This is a genomic window from Actinorhabdospora filicis (assembly GCF_030269765.1).
Classification (GTDB): Bacteria; Actinomycetota; Actinomycetes; order Mycobacteriales; family Micromonosporaceae; genus Actinorhabdospora; species Actinorhabdospora filicis.
In genome coordinates this window covers 1,448,091-1,472,972 of record NZ_BSTX01000001.1, presented here as the reverse complement: position 1 = coordinate 1,472,972, position 24,882 = coordinate 1,448,091, and the positions used below count along the sequence as shown (strand labels likewise).

At 72.1% G+C, this 24,882-nt stretch carries 23 protein-coding genes; 13 read left to right on the top strand and 10 right to left on the bottom strand.

Going from position 1 to position 24,882, the window contains the following annotated elements; genetic code table 11:
- Window positions 1–54 precede the first annotated feature (54 nt).
- Entirely contained in the window at window positions 55–885 is an 831-nt protein-coding gene (locus QSK10_RS06725; RefSeq protein ID WP_285661729.1) for an SDR family oxidoreductase, read from the top strand.
- On the opposite strand, the gene QSK10_RS06720 is transcribed toward QSK10_RS06725, so the two are convergent.
- Window positions 864–2,069 carry an MFS transporter gene (locus QSK10_RS06720; RefSeq protein ID WP_285661728.1) on the bottom strand — a complete coding sequence of 402 codons (1,206 nt, stop codon included), beginning with the start codon at window positions 2,067–2,069 and terminating at the stop codon, window positions 864–866. The two genes, QSK10_RS06725 and QSK10_RS06720, sit on opposite strands and share 22 nt — an antisense overlap.
- Window positions 2,070–2,210: 141 nt before the next feature.
- On the opposite strand from QSK10_RS06720, the gene QSK10_RS06715 reads away from it, so the two are divergent.
- The 8 genes from QSK10_RS06715 (at window position 2,211) to QSK10_RS06680 (ending at window position 13,051) form a co-directional block, all read left to right on the top strand.
- Complete coding sequence (locus QSK10_RS06715; RefSeq protein WP_285661727.1) at window positions 2,211–2,513, top strand: helix-turn-helix domain-containing protein; 303 nt, start codon at window positions 2,211–2,213, stop codon at window positions 2,511–2,513.
- Window positions 2,514–3,259: 746 nt separating this feature from the next.
- A complete protein-coding gene (locus tag QSK10_RS06710; RefSeq protein ID WP_285662931.1) occupies window positions 3,260–4,477 on the top strand; it encodes an amidohydrolase in 1,218 nt (405 codons plus the stop codon).
- 697 nt (window positions 4,478–5,174) lie between these two features.
- Complete coding sequence (locus QSK10_RS06705; RefSeq protein ID WP_285661726.1) at window positions 5,175–6,818, top strand: ABC transporter ATP-binding protein; 1,644 nt, start codon at window positions 5,175–5,177, stop codon at window positions 6,816–6,818.
- Window positions 6,819–6,878: 60 nt separating this feature from the next.
- The gene (locus QSK10_RS06700; protein ID WP_285661725.1) at window positions 6,879–8,066 is read left to right on the top strand and encodes a hypothetical protein; all 1,188 of its coding nucleotides are present in this window, start codon (window positions 6,879–6,881) and stop codon (window positions 8,064–8,066) included.
- A 2-nt stretch (window positions 8,067–8,068) separates the two neighbouring features.
- Complete coding sequence (locus QSK10_RS06695; RefSeq protein ID WP_285661724.1) at window positions 8,069–9,283, top strand: efflux RND transporter periplasmic adaptor subunit; 1,215 nt, start codon at window positions 8,069–8,071, stop codon at window positions 9,281–9,283.
- Window positions 9,280–9,948, top strand: coding sequence for an ABC transporter ATP-binding protein (locus tag QSK10_RS06690; RefSeq protein ID WP_285661723.1), 669 nt, complete (start codon window positions 9,280–9,282; stop codon window positions 9,946–9,948). Before QSK10_RS06695 ends, QSK10_RS06690 begins: the two co-directional genes overlap by 4 nt.
- Complete coding sequence (locus QSK10_RS06685) at window positions 9,926–11,149, top strand: ABC transporter permease (RefSeq protein WP_285661722.1); 1,224 nt, start codon at window positions 9,926–9,928, stop codon at window positions 11,147–11,149. Before QSK10_RS06690 ends, QSK10_RS06685 begins: the two co-directional genes overlap by 23 nt.
- A gap of 168 nt (window positions 11,150–11,317) precedes the next feature.
- Window positions 11,318–13,051 carry an ABC transporter ATP-binding protein gene (locus QSK10_RS06680; RefSeq protein WP_285661721.1) on the top strand — a complete coding sequence of 578 codons (1,734 nt, stop codon included), beginning with the start codon at window positions 11,318–11,320 and terminating at the stop codon, window positions 13,049–13,051.
- Here QSK10_RS06680 and QSK10_RS06675 read toward each other — a convergent pair.
- Complete coding sequence (locus QSK10_RS06675; RefSeq protein ID WP_285661720.1) at window positions 13,048–13,416, bottom strand: DoxX family protein; 369 nt, start codon at window positions 13,414–13,416, stop codon at window positions 13,048–13,050. The two genes, QSK10_RS06680 and QSK10_RS06675, sit on opposite strands and share 4 nt — an antisense overlap.
- A gap of 112 nt (window positions 13,417–13,528) precedes the next feature.
- Here QSK10_RS06675 and QSK10_RS06670 point away from each other — a divergent pair, with 112 nt between their 5' ends.
- The gene (locus QSK10_RS06670) at window positions 13,529–14,122 is read left to right on the top strand and encodes a TetR/AcrR family transcriptional regulator (RefSeq protein ID WP_285661719.1); all 594 of its coding nucleotides are present in this window, start codon (window positions 13,529–13,531) and stop codon (window positions 14,120–14,122) included.
- On the opposite strand, the gene QSK10_RS06665 is transcribed toward QSK10_RS06670, so the two are convergent.
- The 5 genes from QSK10_RS06665 to QSK10_RS06645 form a co-directional block, all read right to left on the bottom strand.
- Window positions 14,119–15,123 (bottom strand): NADP-dependent oxidoreductase, encoded by a 1,005-nt coding sequence (locus QSK10_RS06665; protein ID WP_285661718.1) that lies wholly within the window; start codon window positions 15,121–15,123, stop codon window positions 14,119–14,121. The genes QSK10_RS06670 and QSK10_RS06665 overlap by 4 nt on opposite strands.
- Window positions 15,120–15,542 (bottom strand): organic hydroperoxide resistance protein, encoded by a 423-nt coding sequence (locus QSK10_RS06660; RefSeq protein WP_285661717.1) that lies wholly within the window; start codon window positions 15,540–15,542, stop codon window positions 15,120–15,122. The genes QSK10_RS06665 and QSK10_RS06660 overlap by 4 nt, the downstream gene beginning before the upstream one ends.
- Window positions 15,539–15,976 carry a MarR family winged helix-turn-helix transcriptional regulator gene (locus QSK10_RS06655; protein WP_285661716.1) on the bottom strand — a complete coding sequence of 146 codons (438 nt, stop codon included), beginning with the start codon at window positions 15,974–15,976 and terminating at the stop codon, window positions 15,539–15,541. The genes QSK10_RS06660 and QSK10_RS06655 overlap by 4 nt, the downstream gene beginning before the upstream one ends.
- Window positions 15,977–16,054: 78 nt before the next feature.
- Window positions 16,055–16,624 (bottom strand): histidine phosphatase family protein, encoded by a 570-nt coding sequence (locus tag QSK10_RS06650; protein WP_285661715.1) that lies wholly within the window; start codon window positions 16,622–16,624, stop codon window positions 16,055–16,057.
- Window positions 16,625–16,632: 8 nt separating this feature from the next.
- On the bottom strand, window positions 16,633–17,841 hold the full coding sequence (locus tag QSK10_RS06645; RefSeq protein WP_285661714.1) for a THUMP-like domain-containing protein: 1,209 nt from the start codon (window positions 17,839–17,841) through the stop codon (window positions 16,633–16,635).
- A gap of 153 nt (window positions 17,842–17,994) precedes the next feature.
- On the opposite strand from QSK10_RS06645, the gene QSK10_RS06640 reads away from it, so the two are divergent.
- The 3 genes from QSK10_RS06640 (at window position 17,995) to groL (ending at window position 20,443) form a co-directional block, all read left to right on the top strand.
- Entirely contained in the window at window positions 17,995–18,204 is a 210-nt protein-coding gene (locus tag QSK10_RS06640; RefSeq protein ID WP_285661713.1) for a DUF1918 domain-containing protein, read from the top strand.
- A gap of 175 nt (window positions 18,205–18,379) precedes the next feature.
- On the top strand, window positions 18,380–18,709 hold the full coding sequence (gene groES / locus QSK10_RS06635) for a co-chaperone GroES (RefSeq protein ID WP_285661712.1): 330 nt from the start codon (window positions 18,380–18,382) through the stop codon (window positions 18,707–18,709).
- Window positions 18,710–18,808: 99 nt separating this feature from the next.
- Window positions 18,809–20,443 carry a chaperonin GroEL gene (gene groL / locus QSK10_RS06630; protein WP_285661711.1) on the top strand — a complete coding sequence of 545 codons (1,635 nt, stop codon included), beginning with the start codon at window positions 18,809–18,811 and terminating at the stop codon, window positions 20,441–20,443.
- A gap of 1,807 nt (window positions 20,444–22,250) precedes the next feature.
- Here the strand turns inward: groL and QSK10_RS06625 are convergent.
- From QSK10_RS06625 to QSK10_RS06615, 3 genes are all read right to left on the bottom strand, one after another.
- Complete coding sequence (locus QSK10_RS06625) at window positions 22,251–22,874, bottom strand: helix-turn-helix transcriptional regulator (protein ID WP_285661710.1); 624 nt, start codon at window positions 22,872–22,874, stop codon at window positions 22,251–22,253.
- Window positions 22,875–23,005: 131 nt separating this feature from the next.
- Window positions 23,006–23,740, bottom strand: a complete 735-nt coding sequence (locus tag QSK10_RS06620; RefSeq protein WP_285661709.1) for a TetR/AcrR family transcriptional regulator — start codon at window positions 23,738–23,740, stop codon at window positions 23,006–23,008.
- Between the two features lie 704 nt (window positions 23,741–24,444).
- A complete protein-coding gene (locus tag QSK10_RS06615) occupies window positions 24,445–24,810 on the bottom strand; it encodes a DUF5319 family protein (protein WP_285661708.1) in 366 nt (121 codons plus the stop codon).
- Window positions 24,811–24,882: the final 72 nt, after the last annotated feature.

Sequence of the window (24,882 nt, the reverse complement as noted above, 5' to 3'; positions counted from 1 at the left end):
CGCCCGTCACAGCGCCTGGACCTCCACCGCGGTTCAGGTCGTAGCGTCGCCGCCGTGCAGCCCTTCCTCATCACCGGCGCCACCGGACGCGTCGGATCCCTCGTCGCCGCCTCGCTGGCCGCCCTCGGCCACGACGTGCGCGGCCTCGCCCGTTCCACCCGCGCGGTCCTGCCGCCCGGCGTCACCCCGGCGCGCGGCGACCTCGCCGACCCCGCCTCCCTCGCGGGCGCCCTGGAGGGCGTGGGCACGGTGTTCCTGGTGTGGCCGGGACTCCCCGTCGACCCCCGCGTCATCGAGCTCATCGCCGCGCACGCCGGCAAGGTCGTGTACCTGTCGGCCGACGTCACCGACCTCGCCGAGGGCGAGGAGCCGGTGTTCTTCCACCAGGAGGTCGAGCGGCTGATCCGCGGCACCGGCCTGGAGTGGACCTTCGTACGCGCGATCACCTTCGCGGCCAACACCCTGGCGTGGGCGGCGCAGGCGCGCGAGGGCGTCGTCCGGCTGCCCTACGGGTCGGCCACGCGCGCGCCACTGCACGAGAGGGACATCGCCGAGGTGTCCGTGCGCGTCCTCACCGAGCCCGGCCACCACGGCGGCAAGTACCTCATCACCGGGCCCGAGACGCTCTCGCACGCCGAGCAGGCGCGCGTCATCGGCGAGGCCGCCGGGCGTCCCGTGCGCTGGGAGGAGCAGCCAGAGGACGAGGCCCTGGCCGCGCTCACCGCGCTGCTCGGGGACGCCGCCTTCGCGCGGCAGCGGCTGGCGGCCTGGCGGCGGCTCACCGAGTCCCCCGACCGGGTCACCTCCACCGTGGCGGACCTGCTGGGACGCCCGGCGCTCTCATTCGCCCAGTGGGCCGCCGATCACGCCGAGGCCTTCCGGTAGCGGCGGACCAGCGGCACCGCCGCCAGCAGCGAGACCATCGCCTGCGCGGCCGGGACCGTCCACAGCGGCCCGATCTCCAGGGCCGCCCCGGCGGCGAGGTTGAACAGCGGCGTCAGGGCCGTCGTGGCGGCGAAGAACAGGCCCAGGACGCGACCGTGCATCTCCGGCGGCGTCAGCCTGCGCACCAGCGCCATCACCACCGGAACGGTCGGCCCGGCGGCGAAACCGGCCACGGCGATGCAGGCCAGGCGCGCCGGGAAGTTCGGCGCGAGCGCGAAGGCGGCCACCGCCACCGCCTCCAGGGCCAGGGTGACGGCGAGGACCGTCCAGCCGGGCACGCGCGTGACGACGAGCGTGTACAGGCCGAGCCCGAGCAGCGTCCCGACGGTGTCGAGTCCCAGCAGCCAGGCCAGGCCGCCCTCGGGTGCGCCGGGAGCGGTGCCGTACAAGGGAAGCGCGACGGTGGCGGTGGCCGTGGCGAGCCCGGCCAGGACGCAGCCGGCCACGAGCGTGACGCGGACGTCGGGCGCGCGCCAGGACGCGCGCAGCCCGGCGAGCCAGTCGCCGAGCACCGAGCCGTCCTTGGCCGCCGGGCCGCGGCGGGCGCGGACGGCGGCGACCATGAGCGCGGTCAGCCAGAAGGACGCCGCGTCGATCCACACCAGCGTGGCCAGGTCCACCGCGGCGACCAGGAGCCCGGACAGGGCGATGCCGCCGACGTATCCGGCGTTCAGGAGGAACTGGTAGCCGCCCTCGGCGCGGTCGGCCGAGGCTCCGCTCGCGGCGGCGGCGTCCAGCAGCAGGCCGCGCCGGGCGATGCCGCCGGTCGATCCGCACGCGCCGGACAGCAGGCCCAGGGCGCACAGGACGGCGATGTTCAGCAGCCCGGCGGCCGAGGCGAGGGGGATCAGCGCGACCACCGCGCCGGCCAGCGCGCTCCCGGTGAGCGAGGCGCGGCGGGGGCCGATCCGGTCGGCGAGCGTCCCGCCGAGGGTGTTGCCCGCGACCATGCCCGCCGCCTGGAATCCGCCGACGAGCCCCAGGTCGAGGGCCGAGCCGGTGAGCCGGAGGACCAGAAGGGGTATGGCCACAGTGGAGAGTGCGCTGCCGAAGACGCTGACCCCCGTGGAGGCGAGCACCAGCGCCAGCGGGAGACGGGAACGGACGGGTGATTTTTCCAGCACGCGGGCATCCCTTCGAGACGGTCGGCCGTGCCGGGACGCTAGACGGGCGATCCCCACGGGGGAAGAGGGATGGCGCCAAGCCGCCATCCGGTCCGTTCCCGGGCCCGGCGGGCGGGCGGCACTCCGTGCTACACAAGGGGGATGCTGGAAGACGAGATCTTCTATCACCGGGTCGCCGCGCGGGCCCGCGCGGCGTTCGGCGTGCCGGTGTCGGCGCGTCAGGTGAAGATCGCCGATCTCCTGCATCGCGGCTACGACGACGTGCGCGTGGCCCGTGAGCTGGGCGTGGGCCGCCGGACGGTGCAGCGCGACGTGGCCGCCATCGCGGCGATGCTGGGCGCGCGGTCGCGCTTCGAGCTGGCGTTCCGGCTCGGCGAGCTGTGGCATCACATGCGCACCGCCGGTAAGGGGCCGCACGCGTTCGGGCGCCGTCCCGCCGAATAGCGTGATCAATTCGGCACCGTGCGCCGAAGATATTGCGGGAAACTGCACGGAGTGCCGAATGGACGCACATCTTGTGCGACGGGAGTACCGTTGTCGGGGTAACAATTGGACGGTGGGCAAATCCCGCGACCACCGCGTAACCGTTCAGTGTGTGCGAGTGCAGATCGTGACACAGGGTGAGAGTTATTGCGAACCGCCGTCACGATCGATACCCGCCGTAGTCCCCCCTATGTCGAACGACCGGCCGTAACCAGGTCGGCCGTCCATCCGTTATGGGAGGTGTGGGACAGGTGGCAGGTTCAGCACGGCCGCACCGGGAAAGTGAGTCCGGCAACGGCTCCGACCACGGGTCTGACCAGCAGCACGGGTCCGGCCAGCACAGGTTCGACCAGTACGGACGGGCTCGCGCCGGACAGGGGCGCGGACCCCGCGCGGCCGGCTTTCGCGAGCGATCCTCGGAAGGGCCGGACGTCAATCGGCCGCCCAATGCGGACAGTAATGGGTGGCGGTCTAGGCTTACCGAGTCCTTTGTGGACGATCCAAAGACAGACCGCGCCGCGGGCACCCGAGAACGCTCCGAGAAGGCGTGGACGCACAAGAACGAACAGGTCTACCGCAACGAACAGTGCGCCACCACTCAACAGTGCACCACGAAACATCGCAACGGAGTCCGACCTCAAGTCCATTCAATCCAGCACGAAGGTACCCACACCGTGACTATCACGCCGACGCTCTCCGCCGAGCCGATGCCCGCCCCATTCGGGCCAGTCGCCGAGTCCGACCCGTTGCCGGGACGCCTCGACGCCTGGCTCGCCGCGCATGCCGAGGAACTCGTCTCGATTCGCCGCCATTTCCACATGCACCCGGAACTCTCGGGTGAGGAGCACGGCACGGCCGCCTACGTGGCCGAGCGGCTTGCCGCCGCCGGGCTCCAACCGCGGCTGATACCGGGCGGCAACGGCGTGCTCTGTGACATCGGTGAGGGCGACCGGGTGATCGCGCTGCGCGGAGACATGGACGCGCTGCCGATCCAGGACCCGAAGGACGTCCCGTACCGCTCGACCGTCGACGGCGCCTGCCACGCGTGCGGCCACGACGTTCACACCACGGTCGTCCTCGGCACCGGGCTCATGCTCGCCGACCTCGCCAAGCGCGGCGAGCTGGCCGGCCGGGTCCGTCTGGTGTTCCAGCCCAGCGAGGAGAAGTTCCCCTCGGGCGCGCCGGTCATGATGCGCGCCGGTGCCCTAGACGACGTCGCCGCGATCTTCGCCGTCCACTGTGATCCCCGCCTGCCCGCCGGGATGGTCGGCATGCGCTCGGGGCCCCTGACGGCCGCCTCCGACATGCTGGAGGTCCGCCTCACCGGCCGCGGTGGCCACACCTCGCGCCCGCACCTGACGACCGACCTCGTCCACGCGCTCTCCCGCGTCGTGGTCGACGTCCCCGCCCTCCTCGACCGCCGCCTCGACCCCCGCGTCGGCGTGGCCCTCGTCTTCGGCGCGATCCAGGCCGGCCAGGCCGCCAACGCGATCCCCCAGGAGGGCATCGTCCGCGGCACCGTCCGCATGCTCGACCGCGACGCCTGGAAGACCGTCCCCGGCATGGTGGAGCAGCTCATCCGCGACGTCGTGGCCGCCACCGGCGCCCACGCCGAGATCGACTACACCCCCGGCGTCCCCCCGGTGGTCAACGATCGCGTCGCCACCGCCGTCTTCGCGGGCGCGGCAGCCGCCGCCCTCGGCGAGGACCGCGTCACCGAGACGCCCATCTCCATGGGCGGCGAGGACTTCGCCTGGTACCTCGAAGAGGTCCCCGGCGCCATGGCCCGCCTCGGCGTCGGCCGGGCCGGTCAGGCCCTCGACCTGCACCAGGGGGACTTCGACGTCGACGAATCGGCCATCGCCGTCGGGGTCCGCATGATGACCCACACCGCCATGGCCGCCGTCTCCTCGGCGGCCTTCTAGCCCGTACCGAACGAACCGGGCACCGGGCCGCGCCACGCGCGGCCCGGTGTTCGGCGTCCGGGGGCGCCCGGCAGAGCGTGCCGGGTTCGGGCGTGCGTACACGGTGGAGCGTGGACCGGCGACGGTCGGCGGACGGTGACCGGCAGCGGCTCGCGCTCGGCCCACCGGGCGAGGTCGCGCCGGAACTCCACCGGGTCCCGCCCGCGCGGCGCGCACGGCGTTGAGGCCGCGGGCCGCGCCGTCGATGTGCGCCCGTCGGCATCCGGGCCCGTACCGGGCCGCCGGGATCGTGGAACAGCGTGCCGACCCGCCCGGGCGGCTTCGTGGCGAGACGCCGGGAGAGGTACGGCGTCACCTTGCCCGTCGTTCGGGCGCGACCGGCCGGGCGTGCCGCACTCGGTACCGGGCCGTTCGCCGCAGGCGTGCGGGCGTCGGGTCGGCGGCCGTGGCGGATGCGATGACGGTGGCGGCGACTCCCTCGAAGGCCACAGAAGCGGTCCCGGGCCCTCCGCCGGAAGCCCGGTGGCCTTGCGAGCACCGTCCGCCATGTGTCCCACCTCACCCCCCTCACCCCCTCCCATCAGGCCGAAAAGCCCTGGCCACCGTCTCCCGCCGCGCGTAACCTCCACAGGCTGTGCGCCTCTCCATGCCCTCCCCCCATCCCGGTGTCCCCGACTCCCGAACGCCCGCCCGATTCATGTGGTGGCTCCTCCGCCAGCAGGGCTGGCGGGTCGTCGCGGGCATGGCCTTCGGCATCGTCTGGATGGTCTGCATGGCCGTCTCGCCCGCGCTGCTCGGCAAGGCCATCGACGAGGGCGTCGCCACCAAGGACTGGTCGCGCCTGCTCCCGTGGTGCGGGGCCATGCTGGTCCTGGCGGCCGTGGGCGCCACGGCGGGCATCATGCGGCACCGGACGGTCGTGCTCATCAGCAACCACGGCGCCACCCGCGTCATCCAGGTGGTGACCAGGGCGGCGGTCCGGGTCGGCGCCGCGCTGCCCAAGCAGGTGTCCACCGGCGAGGTCGTCTCGGTCGGCGCCTCCGACCTCACCAGCATCGGCATGGCGCTCGACATCACCGCCCGCGGCACCGGCGCGGTCGTGACGCTGCTGGTCATCATCGGCATCCTGCTGTCCATCTCGCCGACGCTGGGCGCGGTCATCATCGTGGGCGTCCCGGTCCTGATGGGCCTGGTCGCGCTGCTGATCAAGCCGATCCAGCGGCGCGAGGCGCACTACCGCGAACAGCAGGGCGAACTGTCGGGGCAGGCCGGTGACATCGTCTCGGGCCTGCGGGTGCTGCGCGGCATCGGCGGCGAGGACCTGTTCCACCGGCGCTACCGGGAGCGCTCGCAGAGGCTGCGGGCCGCGGGCTACCGCATCGGCGCGGTGCAGACCTGGGTCGAGGCGCTCCAGATCCTGCTGCCGGGACTGTTCCTGGCGCTGGTCGTGTGGCTGTCGGCGCGCATGGCCGCCGCCCACGACATCACCCCCGGCGACGTCGTCGCCGTCTACGGGTACGCGGCCCTGCTGACGATCCCGCTGCGCACCTTCGCCGAGGCCGCCTACAAGGTCACCCGCGGCATGGTCGCCGCCCGCCGCGTGATCAACATCCTGAACCTCCAGCCCGGCGTCGTCGACGGACCCGACACCCTCGACCCGCGCGAAGGCGAACTCGTCGACCCCGAGTCGGGCCTGGCGGTGCCCGCCGGGACGGTCTACGCGATCGCGGCCACCGACCCCGACGACTCCGCGCGCATCGCCGACCGGCTGGGCCGCTACACCGAGTCGGAGGCGACCTACGGAGGCGTGCCGCTGAACCGGCTGCCGGTCGCCGAGGTCCGCAGCCGCATCCTGGTCGCCGACAATGACGCGCGCCTGTTCGCCGGGGCCGTCCGCGAGGAGCTGGACGCCCGTGGCGGCGCGAGCGAGGAAGCGGTACTCGCCGCGGTGCGGGCCGCCTCGGCCGAGGACGTCATCGCCTCGGTGCCCGGCGGCCTGGACGGCGAGATCACCGAGGACGGCCGCTCGCTGTCCGGCGGTCAGCGCCAGCGGCTGCGGCTGGCCCGCGCGCTGCTGTTCGACCCGGAGGTGCTGGTCTTGGTGGAGCCGACCTCGGCGGTCGACGCCCACACCGAGGCCGCCATCGCCGACCGGCTGCGCGCCGCCCGGGGCGGCCGCACGACGGTCATCGCGACGACCAGCCCGCTGCTGCTGTCCAAAGTGGACCAGGTGGCCTATGTGGAGCGGGGAAAGGTGCTGGCCACCGGCACCCACGCCGAGCTGCTGGTCGCCGAACCGCGCTACCGCGCGGTGGTCACCCGTGAGGAAACTGCCGCCTAGGGCACGGCAACCGGGACCGGGTCCCTCGCATCTTGTCGGTTAGACACGGATGGAGGGACCATGAGGTCACGCGCGCACCGGCTCATGCCGGTGATGGTCCTGGCCGGCGCCTTCGCGCTCGCCGGATGCAGTGGCGGCGACGCCGACGACAAGCCCACCGGAGCCAAGGAAGCCTGGCTCGAAGGCAACAAGCTGGACGCCGAGCTCGACCAGACCGTCACGCGGCTGGTCCGCCAGTGCATGGAGGGCAAGGGCTTCACCGTCCACCCCTACACCGGCAGTGACGGCGAGATGTGGGTGTTCAACCCCGAGGAGATCATCAGCCCCGAGCAGCAGGGCCCGAAGCTGACCGTCGAAGAGGCCCAGAAGAACGGCTACGGGATGGACCCGCGCGGCATCAAGGGCCCGGGCACCGAGGGCGAGGGCCCCTCCGACGGCAGCAGCTCCGAGCCTGAGGTCTCCGGCAGCGACATGCCCATGCCGAGCGAGAGCGGCGAGGCCCTGCCCGGCGGCGGGGACCCCAATGCCTTCTACAACCTGCCTGAGGCCGATCAGGACCGCTACTGGGTCGCCATGGAGGGCGTCAACCGCAGCAAGATCCAGGAAGAGGACTGGAAGCAGCGGGAGAAGGACGGCGCCATCTCCATCGAGAGCAAGAACGACTACCAGGAGCCCGACTACCCGACCTTCGAGAAGATCGTGCTGCCCGACGGCTCCAAGCGCCAGTACCCGACGCAGGGCTGCGCCGCCGAGGTCAACGCCAAGATCTTCAAAGACGGCATGGGCGACTACCTGGAGACCGAGTACTACGCGCTGGACAAGTTCAGCAAGGTCATCTGGGAGGAGCTGGCCGAGACCGCCGAGATGCAGGCCCTGGACGTGCAGTGGGCCGACTGCATGGCCGGCCGCGGCTTCGACGGCCTGGCCAAGCCCGAGGACGCCTACCAGAAGGCCAGCGAGCTGTACTGGGGCAAGTCCGGCGACAGCGGTGACGGCCTGACCACGGTCCACCCGATCGAGCCCGAGCAGAAGAGCGACGACGAGCTCGACAAGGCCCGCGAGAAGGAGATCAAGCTGGCCGTCGCGCACGCCGAGTGCAGCACCGAGACCGGCTACGACGACGCCCGCTCGCAGCTCCTCAAGGGCGCCCTGGACACCTACCTGGTGGACCAGGAGACGCGCCTCTTCCACTGGTACGAGTACGTCAAGGCCTCCCTGTCGGCCGCCCAGGACCTCCTGAAGGGCTAGAAGTGAAGATCACCCGAGCCAGGGTCGTCATCGCGCTGCTGAGCGTGGGACTGATCGTCTCCTCCGGAGTCGCGGTATGGGCCGCCTCCAAGGCGCGCACACCCGCGCAGGTCTCCGCCGAGGCCGGCGAGCCCGAGCCGTCCACCATCACCGCGACCGTCCAGAAGGGACCACTGGCGTCCTCGCGGAAGTTCGACGGCGAACTCTCCCGGGAGGTGTCGCTGTCGGTGAAGGCCCCGGCCGGCGCCAGCGGCGGCCCGGCGCCGATCTGCACGTTCCTGCCCAAGAAGGCCGGTGACGAGATCCGCAGCGGGCAGGCCCTCATCGAGATCTCCGGCCGCCCGATCATCGTGCTCACCGGCGAGTTCCCGGCCTTCCGGGACATGAAAGAGGGCGACAAGGGCCGCGACGTCTCCCAGTTCCAGAAGGCCCTCGCGGCCAAGTACGGGACGCCGGTGACCGGGACCTTCGACGCCCGCACCGCCGCCGACACCAAGCGCCTGTACTCCGACCTGGGCTACGCCAACGCCACCGCCGACGGCGAGCAGGGCCCGGCCGACCCCGAGTCCGGCCAGCCCAAGGCCGCCCCGAAGATCGTGTCGGTCCCGGCCGCCGAGCTGCTGTACGCGAAGTCGCTGCCGGCCACCGTCGGCAAGATCAACGCCGAGGTCGGCCTGCCCGCCAAGGACACCATCGCCACCCTCGTCGGCGGCGCGTGGCGGGTCAGCGTCCCTCTCAAGGACGGCGCCAAGGGCCTGGACAACCTGCCCGAGGGCGCTCGCCTGACCTTCGGGGAGGGCCCGCTGGAGGACAAGGGCACCAAGCTCCTGGGCATCGGCAAGCCGCCCGCGGAGGACAAGCCGGAGGGCGAGGAGAACAAGGGCGACCCGTGGGGTCAGCCGCAGGGCGCCGCCGACATCGCCACGTTCGCGGTGGACGGCAAGGACCTGCCGGACAAGCCGAAGGTGGGCGCCGCGCAGAGCGTGGTGGTGGAGTTCAAGACGTCCCCGCCGGAGGCGGTGGTCGTGCCCGTCTCGGCTCTGTGGCGCAAGGCCGGGGCCGACGTGGTGACCGTGGTCGACGCCAAGGGCGAGCGCCACGACGTCGCCGTGACCGTCCACCTCAACCAGGAGGGCCTGTGCGCGGTGACCCCGAAGGAGGGCCAGTTGCCGGTGGGCGCGAAGGTCGTCGTGGCCGAACGGAGCGCGAAGAAGTGATCGAGCTGCGCGAGGTGGGGCGGACCTTCGCCGGGCCGCCGGAGGTGACCGCGCTGCGGGATGCCACCTTCGGTGTGGACGCCGGTGAGATCGTGGCGATCGTGGGCCCGTCAGGTTCGGGCAAGTCGACGCTGCTGAACGTGCTGGGGCTGCTGGACACTCCCACGACCGGTACGTACCACCTGGCCGGGGTCGACACCGGGAGCCTGAAGGAGCGGCAGCGCACGGCGTTGCGGGCCAGCACCCTGGGGTTCGTGTTCCAGGCCGCGCACGTCATCGCGCACCTGGATTGCCTGGGGAACGTGACGGTGCCGCTGGAGCACCTGGGGATTCCCCGCAGGGAGCGGGCGGCGATGGCGGAGAAGGCGCTGCTGGCCGTCGGGCTGGGGCACCGGCTGCGGGCGCGCCCGAACACCCTGTCGGGTGGTGAGCGGCAGCGGGTGGCGATCGCGCGGGCGATCGTCCACGAGCCGAAGGTGCTGCTGTGCGATGAGCCGACGGGCAACCTCGACTCGGAGAACACCGCTTCGGTGCTGGAGCTGCTGGAGTCGCTGGTGAGCGGCGATCGCGCGGTCGTCATCGTCACCCATGAGAGTGACGTCGCCGATCGCGCGCACCGGACCGTGAAGGTGGTGGACGGCGTTGCGGCTGCCCTGGCGGCGTAAGAAGGCGGCCGGTCCGGATCCCCTGGCGGGCCTGGCGCGCAAGGTGCGGACCTCGCCGAGGGACGCGCTGCGGCAGGCGGCGCTGGCGGTGAAGGGGCGGCGGCTGCGGTCGAGCCTGACCATCGCGGGCGTGGCCCTGGGCATCGCGACCGCGATCGGGACCCTGGGCATCACCGCCTCGGCGGCCGGGGCGGTCTCCGACCGTTTCGACGCGGTCAAGGCCACCGAGGTCACCGCGCGGTTCCCCGAGGGCATCAAGGCGCCGGCGGGCGATGCCGCCGACAATGTGCGCGGCCTCAACGGCGTGGACTCGGCGGGCCTGTCCTGCAAGGGACGCGAGGTCGAGGCCGGGCGCAACGCCTACGGCCGCAACGTGAAGCTGTCGTCCTCGGCGGCGCAGGCCGAGGCGATGCAGACCTACCGGGCCGAGCTGACCATGGGCCGCTGGTTCGACGCCGGGCACGGCGAGCGCGGCGACGCCGTCGTCATGCTCGACACCGCCGCCGCGCAGGCGCTGGGGATCAAGGACCTGGACGCCGGGCCGATGGTGTTCATCGGCGGGACGCCGTTCCTGGTGGTGGGCGTGTTCAGCGCGCCGCCGTCGGAGACGCGGTTCACGCGCGCGATCGTGTTCCCCTACGAGCGGTGCCTGGGTTCGGGGTTCTCCTCGGCCGAGGTGATCGTGCGGACCGATCCGGGCGCGGCCAAGCAGGTGGCGAAGGAGGTCGCGCTGGCGCTGTACCCGCAGGGCCCGCAGCGGCTGACGGTGACCACGCCGCCGGACCTGGAGACCTTCCAGAAAGGCGTGCAGTCGGAGACGCGGGCGCTGTTCCTGGGGCTGGCGGCGATCTCGCTGCTGATCGCCGCGATCGGCATCTCCAACACCACCTATGTGGCGGTGCTGGAGCGCAAGCCCGAGATCGGGCTGCGGCGGGCGACGGGCGCGACGCGGCTGGGCATCACCGTCCAGTTCCTGTGCGAGTCGGGGATCCTCGGGCTGGCCGGTGGGCTGATCGGCACGATCCTGGGCGTGGACGCCACGGCCGCCGCCGCGCTGTCGAAGGACTGGCTGGTGGTGCTGGATCCGCTGCTGCTGGCCGGTGGCCCGGTGCTGGGCCTGGTCGTGGGCACCCTCGCCGGGATCTACCCGGCGCTGGCGGCGGCGCGGATGCACCCGGTGGACGCCCTGAGAACCGCGTAGCTGGACGTGGGCCGTCCCCGGAGTGACGGCCCGCGCCGGGCGAATGGGCGCGCCCGGCGACCCGGGGACCGATTGTGGTGATCGGTTCCCGGGCCTCTTTTTATCGCTTGGATCTTCGCGCGCGATGGGCGTAGGGTTCGCCCCGCCCGCGCGCGAGGAGTCACTTTCATGTCCACCGATCTGCCCGTCGCCGATCCACCCGAGGTCCGCAAGGCCGCCTGGGAGCTCCTGCGGAGCGATCCCAAGCGCCTGACGGCCGTCATCGCCCTGCACCTGCTGGCCGCCGTCACCGGCCTGGCCGGGCCGTGGTTCCTGGGCGACCTCATCGACCGCGTCCGCGCGGGCACCACCACCGCGACGATCGACCTGATCGCGCTGTCGATCGCGGGATTCGTCGTGGTCAACGCGGTCCTGACGCGCTTCGCGCGGTACACGTCCTTCAAGTTCGGCGAGACGCTGCTGGCGCGGCTGCGGGAGACCTTCATCGAGAAGGCCCTGGCGCTGCCGCTGTCGACGGTGGAGCGCGCCGGGACCGGCGACCTGATGACCCGCAGTTCCCAGGACGTGGACGCCCTGGGCTCGGCGGTGCGCTTCGCGGTCCCCGAGATGCTGGTGGCGATCATCACCATCTCGGCGACGTTCGTGGCGATGCTGGTGATCAGCCCGGTGCTGGCGCTGTCGGCGCTGATCTGCGTGCCCAGCCTGTTCCTGGTGACCCGCTGGTACCTGCGGCGGGCGCGGGCGGTCTACATCAGCGAGGGCCGGGCGCGCTCGGCGGTCAACGAGCAGCTGGCGACCACCGTCGAGGGCGCGCGCACCATCGAGGCCCTCGGCATCGCCGAGCGGCGGGTGGAGCGCTCCGAGGCGGGCGTCCGCGCGTTCTTCGGGCTGCGCATGCAGGGCCTGCGGCTGCGGACGGTGTGGTTCCCCGTCGCCGAGTTCACCTACCTGATCCCGCTGGTGACGATCCTGGTGCTGGGCGGGCTGCTGTACATGAACGACCTGGCCACCGTCGGCGCGGTCACCGCCGTGGCCCTCTACGCCAACCAGATCATCGAGCCGGTCGACCGGCTGCTGATGTGGATGGAGAACCTCCAGGTGGGCAGCGCGTCCTTCGCGCGGGTCCTGGGCGTGGGCAAGGTCCCCGCCGACCGCGAGGAGCACGGCGTGGAACCCGAGGACGACCGGATCGCCGCCGAGGACGTGCGCTACTCCTACGTGGACGGCGCCGACGTCCTGCACGGCGTGGGCATCACCGTGCGGCCCGGCGAGCGGCTGGCCATGGTCGGCCCGTCCGGCGCGGGCAAGTCGACGCTCGGGCGCCTCATCGCGGGCGTGGACCGGCCGCGCACCGGCAGCGTCAGCGTCGGCGGCGCCGAGGTCACCGGCCTGCCCCTGGGCGAGCTGCGGCAGCGCATCGCGCTGGTGACGCAGGAGCACCACGTGTTCCTGGGGACCCTGCGCGACAACCTCGCGCTGGCCCGCCCGGAGGCCACCGACGACGAGATCCACGCCGCCCTGAACGCGGTGGACGCCGACTGGGCCGCCGAACTGCCCGAGGGGCTCGACACCGGCCTGGGCGCCGGGAAGTACGAGGTCTCACCCGCGCAGGCGCAGCAGATCGCGCTGGCCCGCCTGGTGCTGGCCGACCCGCACACCCTCGTCCTGGACGAGGCGACCTCGCTGCTGGACCCGCGCGCCGCGCGGCACCTGGAGCGCTCGCTGGCCGCCGTCTTGGAGGGCCGCACGGTCATCGCCATCGCCCACCGCCTGCACACCGCCCACGACGCCGACCGGGTGGCCGTGGTGGCGGGCGGGCGCATCGCCGAGCTGGGCAGCCACGACGAGCTCATCGAGGCCGACGGGGACTACGCGGCGCTGTGGCGGTCCTGGCGGTCCTAGAAGGACCAGTCGCCGAAGCGGCCCCAGGCTACGAACACCGCGATGAGGAACAGCACGACGTTGGTGCCGATGAGGGGGAACTCCCTGCGGCGGACGTGCACGACGGCCGCGCCGATCATCTCCAGCGCGATGCCGGTCGCGGCCAGCGGCGTGAGCCAGGTGGCGACATCGGCCAGCGGCGGGACGATGAGGCCGATGGCGGCCAGGATGTAGCTGAGGCCGATGAGCTTGACCGCCCAGGCGGGGAAGTCGTCGACCCAGCCCATCATGGGCCGCAGCTTCTCCTTGGGCAGCAGGAGCTTGGCCAGGCCGGACAGGGCCAGCAGGGACAGGGCGATCTGTCCCACCCACAGGGCGGTGTTCATCGTCGGCTCCGAACGATCAAGTGGAGGAGGCCCTCCGGGACGAGGTCCCCTGGAACCTAGCACAAGTGGAGGGTCGTCTCCGCTTGTCGGTGTCGCCGGTTAGTATCGCCGGATGAGCAGGGGGACCCTTCGATCCGACGCCGCCCACAACCGCGAGCGCATCCTGCGCGCCGCCCGCGACCTCTTCGCGGAAAAGGGCACCGACGTGCCCATGGACGAGGTCGCGCGCAGAGCCGGGGTCGGCATCGCCACCGTCTACCGGCGCTTCCCCACCCGCGAGGACCTCATCGCCGCCGGGATGGGCGAGACCATGGCCGCCTTCGCGCGGGCCCTGGCCGACGCGCGCGAGGCCGACCCGGCCACCGCCTTCGCCGAACTGCTGGAGCGCGTCCGGCGCGTCCAGCTCGCCGACCGCGCCTTCTCCGACGTGATGTGCCCCGGTGAGGACGGTTTCGCCGAGGCAAAGGCCGCCATGCACGCCGACCTGCTCGTCGTCATCGAACGCGGCGTGGCCGCCGGGGTCCTGCGCGCCGACTACGACGCCGGCGACTTCCTGAGCGTCCTGCTCGCCCACGCCGGGCTCGTGGCGACCGCCACCGGTGACGTGGACGCCGTCTCGCGGCGGTTCATGGCCGCGCAGCTGATCGCCTACGGCCCGAGCGGGGCCGAGCTCCCGCCCGGGAGCCCGGCGCCCGTCATCGACTAGACCCGGACCAGCATCTTGCCGAGGTTCTGTCCGCGCAGCATGCCCAGGAACGCCTCCACGGCGTTGTCCACGCCGTCGGTGACGGTCTCCTCGGCCAGGATCTTCCCGTCCCGCAGCCACGGCCCGACCTCGGCCAGGAACTGGGGCATCAGCCCGGCGTGATCGCCGACCAGGAAGCCCTCCAGGCGCAGGCGCTTGCCGATCAGGTAGGCCATGTTGCGGGGGCCGGTGGGCGTCTCGGTGGAGTTGTACTGGGCGATCGCGCCGCAGATGGCGGCCCGGGCGTGCAGGTTCATCGCCCCGATCGCCGCCTCCAGGTGCTCGCCGCCGACATTGTCGAAGTAGACGTCCACGCCCTGCGGGGCGGCCTCGGCCAGCAGCTTCGCCACCGGCCCGTCGTGGTAGTCGAAGGCGGCGTCGAAACCGAGCTTGCCGGTCAGGTGCGCGACCTTCTCGGGCGAACCGGCCGAGCCGATGACGCGGGAGGCGCCGCGCAGCTTCGCGATCTGCCCGACCATCTGGCCGACCGCCCCGGCCGCGCCGGAGACGAACACGGTGTCGCCGGGCTTCATCCCGGCCACCGAGAGCAGGCCCGCGTAGGCGGTCAGCCCGGTCATGCCGAGCGCGCCCAGGTAGGCCGAGACCGGGGCCAGCGCGGGGTCGACGACCCGGGCCTGACCGGCGTCCACCAGCGCGTACTCGCGCCAGCCCAGGCCGTGCAGGACGGTGGTGCCCACCGGGATCTCCGGGTTCGCCGAGGCCACGACCTCGCCGACGGCCCCGCCCAGCATCGGCTCGCCGAGGACGTAGGGGGGCGCGTAGGAGGGGACGTCGTTCATGCGCCCGCGCATGTACGGGTCCACCGAGACGAAGGAGTTGCGCACCACGATCTGCCCCGCGCCGGGTGCGGGCAGCTCGACGGTGACCAGGGCGAAGTCCTCCGGGACCGGCCAGCCCTCGGGCCGCCGGACGAGGTGCCACTCCTTTGACGTGTACGTCACCGGTTCTCCTTAACGGTCAGCGCGACGTCGATGTTGCCGCGCGTGGCGTTGCTGTACGGGCACACCTGGTGCGCCTTGGCGACCAGGTCCTCGGCGATCTCGCGCGGGACGTCCGGCAGCGAGACCACCAGCGCGGCGGTGAGCCCGTAGCCGGGACCGGACGGGCCGATGCCGACCTCGGCGGTGACCTCGCTGGCGCCCAGCTCGACCTTCGCACGCCGGGCCACGGTCTGCAGCGCGGAATGGAAACACGCGGCGTACCCGGCGGCGAACAGCTGCTCGGGGTTGGTGGCGCCACCCGGTCCGCCCAGGTCGGCGGGGACGGCGAGGTTCGCCTTCAGGAGGCCGTCGTCGGTGGCGACGGCGCCGGAGCGGCCTTCGCCGGTGGCGGTGGCCCGGGCGGTGTAGAGGACCTTCACGGGGTCTTCCCTTCGATGGTGCGGGTGAGTCGGGTGAGCACGTCGCGCAGCGCGATCAGCTCTTCGCGGTCCAGGCCCGCCTTCGCGGCGACCTGGCCGGGGACGCACGCGACGCTTTCGCGCAGCGCGCGTCCGCTGCCGGTGAGGTGGACGGTGACCACGCGCTCGTCGGCGGTCTCGCGGCGGCGCTCGACGAAACCGGCGGCCTCCAGGCGCTTCAGCAGCGGCGAGAGGGTGCCGGAGTCCAGGCGCAGCTCGGCGCCGATCTCCTTGACCGCGCGCCCGTCGCGCTCCCACAGCACCAGCAGGACCAGGTACTGCGGGTAGGTGAGCCCCAGGGGGTCCAGCAGCGGGCGGTAGGCGGAGGTGACGGCCCGCGAGGCGCCGTACAGCGCGAAGCAGGTCTGGAGGGAGAGGCGGAGGGTTTCGTCCACGCCGAAAACATAGCGCGCGATTGAGTTGTGCGCAATCTAAATGCCGGAGAGGTGGCCGAGGCCACCCGCCACCCGCGCCTAGGGCGCGATGTTCCAGCGCCGGATCACCCGCTGCTCCCGCTCGTAACCCAGCGCCGAGACCGTCGCGGTGTCCAGCCACAGCAGTCCACCGCCGCGCGTGCCCAGCCCGATCCAGTGCGCGGCGGCCACCCGCAGCGCGTGCGCGTGCCCGACCAGGACCACGTCCCCGCCGGTGAGCAGGTCGTCGGCGCGCTCCAGGACCCGGTTCATGCGCGTCCCGATCTCGCCGGGGGACTCACCGTTGGGAGCGCCGTCGCGCCACACGCTCCAGCCCGGCCGCTCCGCGCGGATCTCGGGCGTCGTCAGGCCCTCGTAGTCGCCGTAGTCCCACTCCGCCAGATCCGCGTCGACGGTCGCGTCGGGCAGGCCCGCCAGCTTCGCGGTCTTGAGCGCGCGCGTCCGCGGCGACGACAGCACCGCCCGGTACTCGCGCCCGTCCAGCAGGGGACGCAGGCGCTCCGCCTGCTGGACGCCCAGCTCGGTCAGGTCGATATCGGTGGTCGAGGTGTGCCGCCCGTCCCGGCTCCACTCGGTCTGACCGTGCCGAACGAGGAAGATCTCCGCCATGGCGACAGTCAAACATCCCCGGCGGGCTCGCCGAGGAACGCCACGCGCTTGCCGTCCACCCGCGTCACGATCAGCGTCGCGGCGTTCGGGCCCTCGGGCTTCAGCTGCCGGCGCAGCGCGTCCGGGTCGATGTCGGCACCGCGCTTCTTGACCGTCAACCGGCCCACGCCCCGCTCGCGCAGCTCCCGGCGCAGCGCCTTCACGTTGAACGCGAGGGGCTCGCCGACGCGGTAGGCGCGCGCGAACGGCGTCGGCCGCAGCTCGTCGGCGTGCAGGTAGCCGATCGTGGCGTCGGCCAGGCGCGCGTCCAGGTCCCGCGCCAGCTCGCTGACCAGGTAGGTGCGCAGCACCGCGCCGTCCGGCTCGTACAGGTAGCGGCCCGGGGGACCGACGGGCGCGGGCTCGCCCTCGCCGGTGAGCTCGCGGACCTCGCCGTCGCGCATCACGGTGGCCCGGAACGGGACGCGCGCGGCGGTGCCCAGCCACAGCGCGGCCTCGACGACGTCGCCGTCGATCGACACCCACTCCGCCTCAACGAGCCCTGCTTCCGCCTTCGAGGGGATCGCCTCGTGGGGGATGCCCGGGCCGACCTTGATCACCGCGCACGGCACCTCGCCCGCCCGCGCGACCAGCGCCGACAGGGGCGGCCCGTAGCCCTCGGGGTCGAAGACCCGGCGGCCCCGGGCGTCGCGGCGGGCCGGGTCGGCGAAGACCGCGTCGCAACCGGTCAGGTCGGTGACCAGGGCGTCCTCGTGGCGGACCTCGATGAGCCCGGCCAGCCCGAGCGCCTCGGCGTTCATGCGGGCGATGGCCGCGGTGGCCGCGTCGGCGTCCACCGCCACGACGCTCAGTCCGGCCCGGGCCAGCGCGATGGCCTCGGTGCCGATGCCGCAGCACAGGTCGGCGACCCGGGACGCGGTCCGGGCCAGCCGGGCGGCGCGGCGGGCGGCGACCGCGGGGCGGGTGGCCTGCTCCAGGCCGTCCCGGGTGAAGAACATCAGGCGGGCGTCGGCGCCGAACTTCGCGCGCGCCGCCAGCCGCAGCGTCGCCTGGTTCAGCGCCGCCGAGGCCAGCGCCGGGTCGGCGGTGTGCGCGCGCAGCGCCACCGCCGCGCGGGCGGGGTCCCGCTCGGCCAGCTCGGTCGCCGCGGCCAGCAGCGCGGCGCCCTCGGGGGTGCGCAGCTCCGCGAGGGGCGTCGGCGCGGCGGGCTCGTCCATGCGCCCATCCTGCGTGATCGCCGCCGCGGGCCTTCCCCCGGGCGGGGACGAACTGGGACACTGACCTCGCAAAGAACGCCGAGTTGACAAAGAGAACCGATCTCACAGAACGCCCACATACCCAACGAAGAGGAACGAAAGGAGGCGGAGTCCATGCGAGCGAGCGTCGGTGACCGGCTTCACGTGCACGGGAGGGTCGTCGGGCAGGGCGACCGGCACGGCGAGATCGTCGAGGTGCGCGGCGCCAACGGCGAGCCGCCCTACGTCGTCCGATTCAGTGACGGGCACCAGAGTCTGGTGTTCCCCGGGCCCGACTGCGTGGTCCTCCCACCCGTCACCCGGGACGCCCCCGAAGGGGTGTGACGAACGCCCCTACCTGCTTCGAACGTGGCGAGATTGGCACTCTAGTTGACGGAGTGCCAGCGAGCGCCTAGTCTCTGCGTTAGCACTCTCCCTGTGAGTGTGCCAGCTCAGCCGAGCGGACCGGGGGTTCCGCCACCCGCGACGACGGGACTCCGGTACATGTCAGTTCGTTCCCATGTACCCACGGAGGGTATCAGTGACCACGGCGACTCAGGTTGCTATCAAGCCGTTGGAGGACCGCATCGTGGTCCAGGCCAACGAGGCCGAGACCACCACCGCCTCCGGCATCGTCATCCCCGACACCGCCAAGGAGAAGCCCCAGGAGGGCACCGTCCTCGCCATCGGCCCCGGCCGGATCGATGACAAGGGCAACCGCGTCCCGCTCGACGTCAAGGTCGGCGACACGGTCATCTACTCCAAGTACGGCGGCACCGAGGTCAAGTACGCCGGTCAGGACTACCTGATCCTCTCGGCTCGTGACGTTCTCGCCGTCGTCGAGAAGTAATCGGGCTTTGACGATCTAGTCGGCTCACCGCCCCGGGACCCTCTGTTTGCGAAAACCGGGGGGCCCGGGGCGGAGCCGTACGAAGGGACAACTCTGACAATGGCAAAGATCCTCAGCTTCTCCGACGACGCCCGCCACCGCCTGGAGCACGGCGTCAACGCCCTCGCCGACGCCGTCAAGGTCACCCTCGGCCCGAAGGGCCGCAACGTCGTCCTCGACAAGTCCTTCGGCGCGCCCACGATCACCAACGACGGCGTCACCATCGCCAAGGAGATCGAGCTCACAGACCCCTACGAGAACCTCGGCGCGCAGCTGGCGAAGGAGGTGGCCACCAAGACCAACGACGTCGCGGGCGACGGCACCACCACCGCCACCGTCCTGGCGCAGGCCATGGTCAACTCCGGTCTCCGCAACGTCGCCGCCGGCGCCGGCCCGATCGCCCTGAAGAAGGGCATCGACCTCGCCGCGCACGCCGTGTCCACCGCGCTGCTCGCCAAGGCCGTCGAGGTCGCCGACAACGCCGACATCGCCAAGGTCGGCGCGATCTCCGCGCAGGACGACACCATCGGCACGCTCATCGCCGAGGCGATGGACACCGTCGGCCGCGACGGCGTCATCACCGTCGAGGAGGGCTCCGGTCTGGAGACCGCCCTTGAGGTGACCGAGGGCATGCAGTTCGACAAGGGCTACATCTCCCCGTACTTCGCCACCGACGCCGAGGCCGGCGAGGCCGTCCTGGACGAGCCCTACATCCTCATCGCCAACCAGAAGCTCTCCGCGATCGAGGAGCTGCTGCCGCTGCTGGAGAAGATCGCCCAGTCCGGCAAGCCGCTGCTGATCATCGCCGAGGACGTCGACGGCCAGGCGCAGTCCACCCTCGTGGTCAACGCCATCCGCAAGACCTTCAAGGCGTGCGCGGTCAAGGCCCCCGGCTTCGGCGACCGCCGCAAGGCGATGCTGGAGGACATCGCCGTCCTCACCGGCGGCGAGCTGATCGCCGCCGAGACCGGCGGCAAGATCGAGTCGGTGACCCTGGAGCAGCTCGGCCGCGCCCGTCGCGTGGTCGTCACCAAGGACACCACCACCATCATCGACGGCCAGGGCGACCAGACCGCCCTTGAGGGCCGCGTCTCGCAGATCAAGAACGAGATCGCCGAGACCGACTCCGACTGGGACCGCGAGAAGCTCAATGAGCGCCTCGCGAAGCTCGCCGGCGGCGTCGCCGTCATCAAGGTCGGCGCCGCGACCGAGGTGGAGCTCAAGGAGAAGAAGCACCGCATCGAGGACGCCATCGCCGCCACCCGCGCGGCCGTCGAAGAGGGCATCGTCCCCGGCGGCGGCACCGCGCTCACCCAGATCGTGGCCGCCATCGGCGACCTCGGCCTCACCGGCGACGAGGCCACCGGCCTGCGCATCGTGAAGGACTCCCTCCGCGAGCCGCTCCGCTGGATCGCCATCAACGCCGGCCACGACGGCTCCGTCGTCGCCGAGAAGGTCGTCGGCATGGACTGGGGCCACGGCCTCAACGCCGCCACCGGCGAATTCGGCGACCTCGTCGCGCAGGGCATCCTCGACCCGGTGAAGGTCACCCGCAACGCGGTCATCAACGCCGCCTCCATCGCGGGCCTCCTCCTCACCACCGAGGCCCTCATCGTGGAGAAGCCCAAGGAGGAGAAGGCGACGGCCGGTCACGGCCACTCGCACTCCCACGGCGGGCACTCCCACTCTCACTAGCGGGTACTCGCACTAGCGGGCACTCGCACTAGCAGGTACTCGCACTAGCGGGCACGCACGTTAGAACGCGAAAGGGCCGGGACCTGTGTCCCGGCCCTTTCGCGTGCCCGGCGTCAGCCGAACCGCCTGCCCGCTCGCCTGTCGCGAGCGGGCGCGGATGCGGCGCTGACCGGAGGCCGGGCCACCCGAGCGGGTGTGAAGCCGACGGGCGTGCTCGCAGGGGGAGTGTGGTGTCGCCGCCGCGATTGTGCGGCCTGGACCGGCAGCCCGGGCCTCTTGGCTCGACCTCGCCGCCCCGGCCCCACGGCCTTGATCCCGTCGCCTCGTTGAGAGCAGCCGCCGGGTGCGGGTGTGCGGCGGGGTGAGGTGGGCGTACGCGATCCCACGGCCTTGACCTCACCCCCGGCCCCTCGGCCTTCATCCTGTCGCCCTGCTGCGGGCACTCGCCGAATGCGTGTGCGGGGTGGGAGGTCTGTGCGTGCACGGTCTCACCGCTCGACCCGGCCGCCTCGATTTCGCCTTCGTGGGTGCGAGACCTCGCCGGGTTCGGAGCGGCGTGGGGCGGGTGAGGGCAGGTCTGGGTGTGGCTTCAGCTCGATCCCACCCGCGCGAGAACCTCGCCGGGTGTGGGTGTGGGTGTGGGTGTGGGTGTGGGTGCGGTGCCTGCTTCGCTCACCGACTCGACTTCGCCTCGCCGCGCGAGAATCTCGCAGTGCAGCCAGTGCAGCCAGTGCAGCCAGTGCAGCCCGTGCGGCCCGTGCGGCCCGTGCGGCCCGTGCGGGCAGGTCTGCGGCGTGCACCCGCCCCGCCACTCCGCCCCGCCGTCCGGCCCCGTCGCCCCACTCCGTGTCGGCCCGTCCTCGCCGCCGTCTCCGCGCCTGGGCTGGCCGACTTGTGCGGGAGCCTCGCCCGGAGCGGGGCCATGCGAGGCGTGGCCCGACCCCGACCTCGCATCCCCGGCCCCGTCGCCCCACCCCGCGTCGGCCCGTCCTCGCCACCGTCACCGCGCCCCCGGCCGGCCGACTCGTGCGAGAACCTCGCCCCGAGTGGGGCCATGCGAGGCGTGGCCCGACCCCGACCTCGCATCCCCGGCCCCGTGTCGGGGTGAGCGCGGGTGCGGGCTCCTCGGTCTGTGGAGCGCGTGGGCCGACCTCGACGGCGGCATCGCGACTCCGTCTCGCCGCGTGTGACCCCATGGGGTGCGGCTGCGTGGGGCGAGGGTGGCCGCGGGTGTGGGAGCGGGCGGCTCTGTGGCGTGACCGAGCCGGGCCACCCGCGGCCTGGCCGGGTTCGTCGTGCTCGCCGGCGTGTGATGACCGGCTGCTCGCCCTCTTTCCATGGCGCTCGGGCATGCGCTCGCCCTACCCGGATCGCATCCTCGGCGGGCCCGGCGCACTCGCCGTGCGGCCCTCGCGCGGTCCGGGGCCGGGGCCGGTCCTGCGGGGCCCGGTCCTCACCTGCCCCGCCGCTCCAGGTCCCGGGCCGCGTCGCGGCTCACGGTGGCGCGTACCGGGGCGACGCCTCGTCGGTCCATCGCGGCGTCGCCCCGGGTACTGCCGTCCCCACCCTGTGTGACCGCGTCAGGGCGCGGTCCGCCGGTTCCCGCGTGTGGTGTGGCGGGTCCGTGTGTTGATTCGCCGCCGGTCGGCTACCGCCGATGTCGCGGCCGATCTCCCCGGTCGCGGTGCCGCTGGTGGCGGCACCGCCGTGCTCGCTCTGTCCGGTCTTCCCGGCGGGCACCGCCCAAAGTGCCCGCCGGGGACCGTGTGTGCCTCCGGTTTCCCACCACCGGAAGCGTCTTACGTCGTCAGCTCACGAGGCCGGAGCGGAAGGCCTCGGCGACCGCGTGAGCCCTGTCCCGAGCACCGAGCTTGCGGAACAGGCGGCGGGCGTGCGTCTTGACGGTGTCCTCGGACACGAACAGGTCGCGGCCGATCTCGCCGTTGCTCTTGCCCTCGCTCATGCCCCGCAGGACCTGCATCTCGCGCTCGGTGAGGGCGGAGCCCCGGCGGGGGCCGGGCCGATCAGCGCCGACCTGGCGCGGGACCGTCCCGTTCGGACGCGGGCAGACCATCATGATCGCCTGGGTGAGGGCGACCACGAGGTCCTCCTCTTCGCGTCCGGCGCGGATCACGCCGCGCGCCCCGGCGGCCACCGCGAGGGCGGCGATACGGGGGTCGGCGTTGCCCACGAGGACGACGCCGGTGCCCGGCGCGACGGCCAGGACCTGCTTGGTGAAGGAGACCGGGTCGGGCCGGGTGAGGGCGACGTCGGCGAGGACGACGTCGGCTCGGCGTTCACGCAGTCTCATATGGACATCGGCGGATGACAGGGCGGTACGCACCGCCTGGGCCACCCCCGTCCGGCTCGCGCAGGCGCTGATGCGCTGCGCGGCGGCGGGGGTTCGAACACACACTAGGACCGATCTCATGGTGTCCCACCTCTCTCGTCTTGCGCGTGTGACGGGTGGGGCCACGGGGTTATGACGAGGTTTTGCAGCTGCAATCTGCCGAATTTGATGGTGATTTAGTGGGAAATGCCGGAGTTTCCGCCAAGATTTTTCTACTCGGGCGTAGATTCCTTCGATTTCAGCTCGGCCCAGACGCGGTGGGCGATCTCCTCGACGGTGCGGTGCACGTCGGCGTCGGTGAGTTCCGGGACGCCCGTCAGGCGGCCGTGGATGAGGCCGTAGGCGGCGGCGTTGGCGCGGTGGAGGGTGTCGAGGGGGACGGTGGCACCGGCTTCGGCGAAGAGGGCGGCCATGGCTTCGACCTCGGCGGCGTAGAGGGAGGTCATGGTGGCTTGGAGTCTTGGGCGGCGGACGCCTTCTAGGAGGAGTTCGAAGGCGACGAGGTATTGGGAGCGGTAGGGGCCCAGGGCTTCGGCGACTAGTTCGGTGAAGAAGGCTTGGACGTGGTGGGGGGTTAGGGGGGGTGGTTGGGGTGTCTGGGGCGGCTGGGGCGGCTGGGGCGTGTCGGACGTCTCGGCCGTGTTGGCCGGGTCGGTCGTGTCGGCCGTCTGGGGCGGCTTGGCCGTGTTGGCCGTGTCGGCCGTCTTGGTCGTCTTGGTCGTCTTGAAGACTTGGCGTAGGCCGACTTCGACGACGTGGGCGCCGATGAGGTGTTTCGCGGCGGCGAGTAGGAGGTCTTCGCGCGTGCGGTGGTAGTTGATCGTGGTGCCGATGGGGAGGGCGGCTTCGCGGTCGACGGCGCGGTGGGTGAGGCCTCGGCAGCCCTCGCGGGCGATGACGTGGACGGCGGCTTCGCCGATCTGGATGCGTCTTGCCGGGTTTTCCATGGGCACCCCGATTCGTATGGGTTCAGGGTACTGTAGGTGTACGTCAGGTGTAGTACTACAGATGACGGGGTTGATTGGGTTTCGGGGGGCCTTCGGGGTGCCCGGGGCCTTGGGCCGGTCTTGGGGAGGGGGCGCGGGCAGGTACGCGGAGGCGTAACGCACTGAGCTGACGGCACCGGAACCCACCGCCGGTGCCGTTTTTCTTGGGGTGGGGTTTGTTTCCGACGCCTGTTGGGGCTTGTCGGGCTTCTTGTTTGGCGCCCCGCGGATCGTTGGTCTGCTATGTATCCACGGCGTTGCGGCTAAGTGACGGTCGCCGTCTGGCCTGGGCTTTCAGCCCTAGGACCCGACCAGGGGTGCGGCCCCTGGACGCCGGACCTCTCTCGGGAGGCTCCACCCGCGTTCGGCCTTTGCGACGGTGAACGATGAACCCCGGGGTGTCAAGACGGTAGAGCGTGTCTTGACACCCCGAGAACCCTCGTTCCAGGACACGTCCGGCCGACCGAGGGAGGATCCTCTCCTATCCCGAGACAGCTCCCGCACAAGCAGGGCGCGGGCCCGTGTTGTCGTGCGGGTTGCGGGCCGTCTCGGTGCGTGTCTAAAACAACAAGCTCGCGACCCCACCCGGCTTTTGACCCCGTTGCCCGCCAGTCACTGCGCCCGGCTCAGTTCTTGCGCGCGCACGCGTGCTCTCGGCTGCGCGCCTACTCCTCCACGCCGCTGGCGTCCTGGACCCCATCGGTATATCCCCGCGCGTAATCCCACGACACGTACTGCGTGGGATCCGGGTCGTATGCGGGTTCGTGGAGTCTCGGGCGGTTGCTCTCCAGGAGGTGGCGCAGGTTCGATTTGAGCAGGCCCCACTCGAAGTAGTGGGGTTCGCGGCAGTCGGGGCATTCGATGACGAGGCCGCGGACGCCGGTGGGCTCCAGCAGGGTCTGGTAGACCTCCAGGCTGGTGAGGTCCTCGATGATCTCGGCGCGCTCGGTCTCGCTCAGGGGCTCGGCCGCGAGCTGGTCGTCGTCGTCATCGGGCTCGTCACTGAACGGGTCCTGTGGCTCATCCTGCACGTAACCACCGTATCCCGGGGCGGGGACAGTGTGTGCGTCCGCACGATTTGCGGGCACCTAGTATTACCGGAT

Bases quoted from the DNA above. Each gene is read 5' to 3' on its own strand.
- QSK10_RS06715 (WP_285661727.1), top strand. From the start codon at position 2,211: ATGCTGGAAGACGAGATCTTCTATCACCGGGTCGCCGCGCGGGCCCGC.
- QSK10_RS06710 (WP_285662931.1), top strand. From the start codon at position 3,260: ATGCCCGCCCCATTCGGGCCAGTCGCCGAGTCCGACCCGTTGCCGGGA.
- QSK10_RS06705 (WP_285661726.1), top strand. From the start codon at position 5,175: ATGTGGTGGCTCCTCCGCCAGCAGGGCTGGCGGGTCGTCGCGGGCATG.
- QSK10_RS06700 (WP_285661725.1), top strand. From the start codon at position 6,879: ATGAGGTCACGCGCGCACCGGCTCATGCCGGTGATGGTCCTGGCCGGC.
- QSK10_RS06680 (WP_285661721.1), top strand. From the start codon at position 11,318: ATGTCCACCGATCTGCCCGTCGCCGATCCACCCGAGGTCCGCAAGGCC.
- QSK10_RS06675 (WP_285661720.1), bottom strand. From the start codon at position 13,416: ATGAACACCGCCCTGTGGGTGGGACAGATCGCCCTGTCCCTGCTGGCC.
- QSK10_RS06670 (WP_285661719.1), top strand. From the start codon at position 13,529: ATGAGCAGGGGGACCCTTCGATCCGACGCCGCCCACAACCGCGAGCGC.
- QSK10_RS06650 (WP_285661715.1), bottom strand. From the start codon at position 16,624: ATGGCGGAGATCTTCCTCGTTCGGCACGGTCAGACCGAGTGGAGCCGG.
- QSK10_RS06645 (WP_285661714.1), bottom strand. From the start codon at position 17,841: ATGGACGAGCCCGCCGCGCCGACGCCCCTCGCGGAGCTGCGCACCCCC.
- QSK10_RS06640 (WP_285661713.1), top strand. From the start codon at position 17,995: ATGCGAGCGAGCGTCGGTGACCGGCTTCACGTGCACGGGAGGGTCGTC.
- groES (WP_285661712.1), top strand. From the start codon at position 18,380: ATGTACCCACGGAGGGTATCAGTGACCACGGCGACTCAGGTTGCTATC.
- groL (WP_285661711.1), top strand. From the start codon at position 18,809: ATGGCAAAGATCCTCAGCTTCTCCGACGACGCCCGCCACCGCCTGGAG.
- QSK10_RS06625 (WP_285661710.1), bottom strand. From the start codon at position 22,874: ATGAGATCGGTCCTAGTGTGTGTTCGAACCCCCGCCGCCGCGCAGCGC.
- QSK10_RS06620 (WP_285661709.1), bottom strand. From the start codon at position 23,740: ATGGAAAACCCGGCAAGACGCATCCAGATCGGCGAAGCCGCCGTCCAC.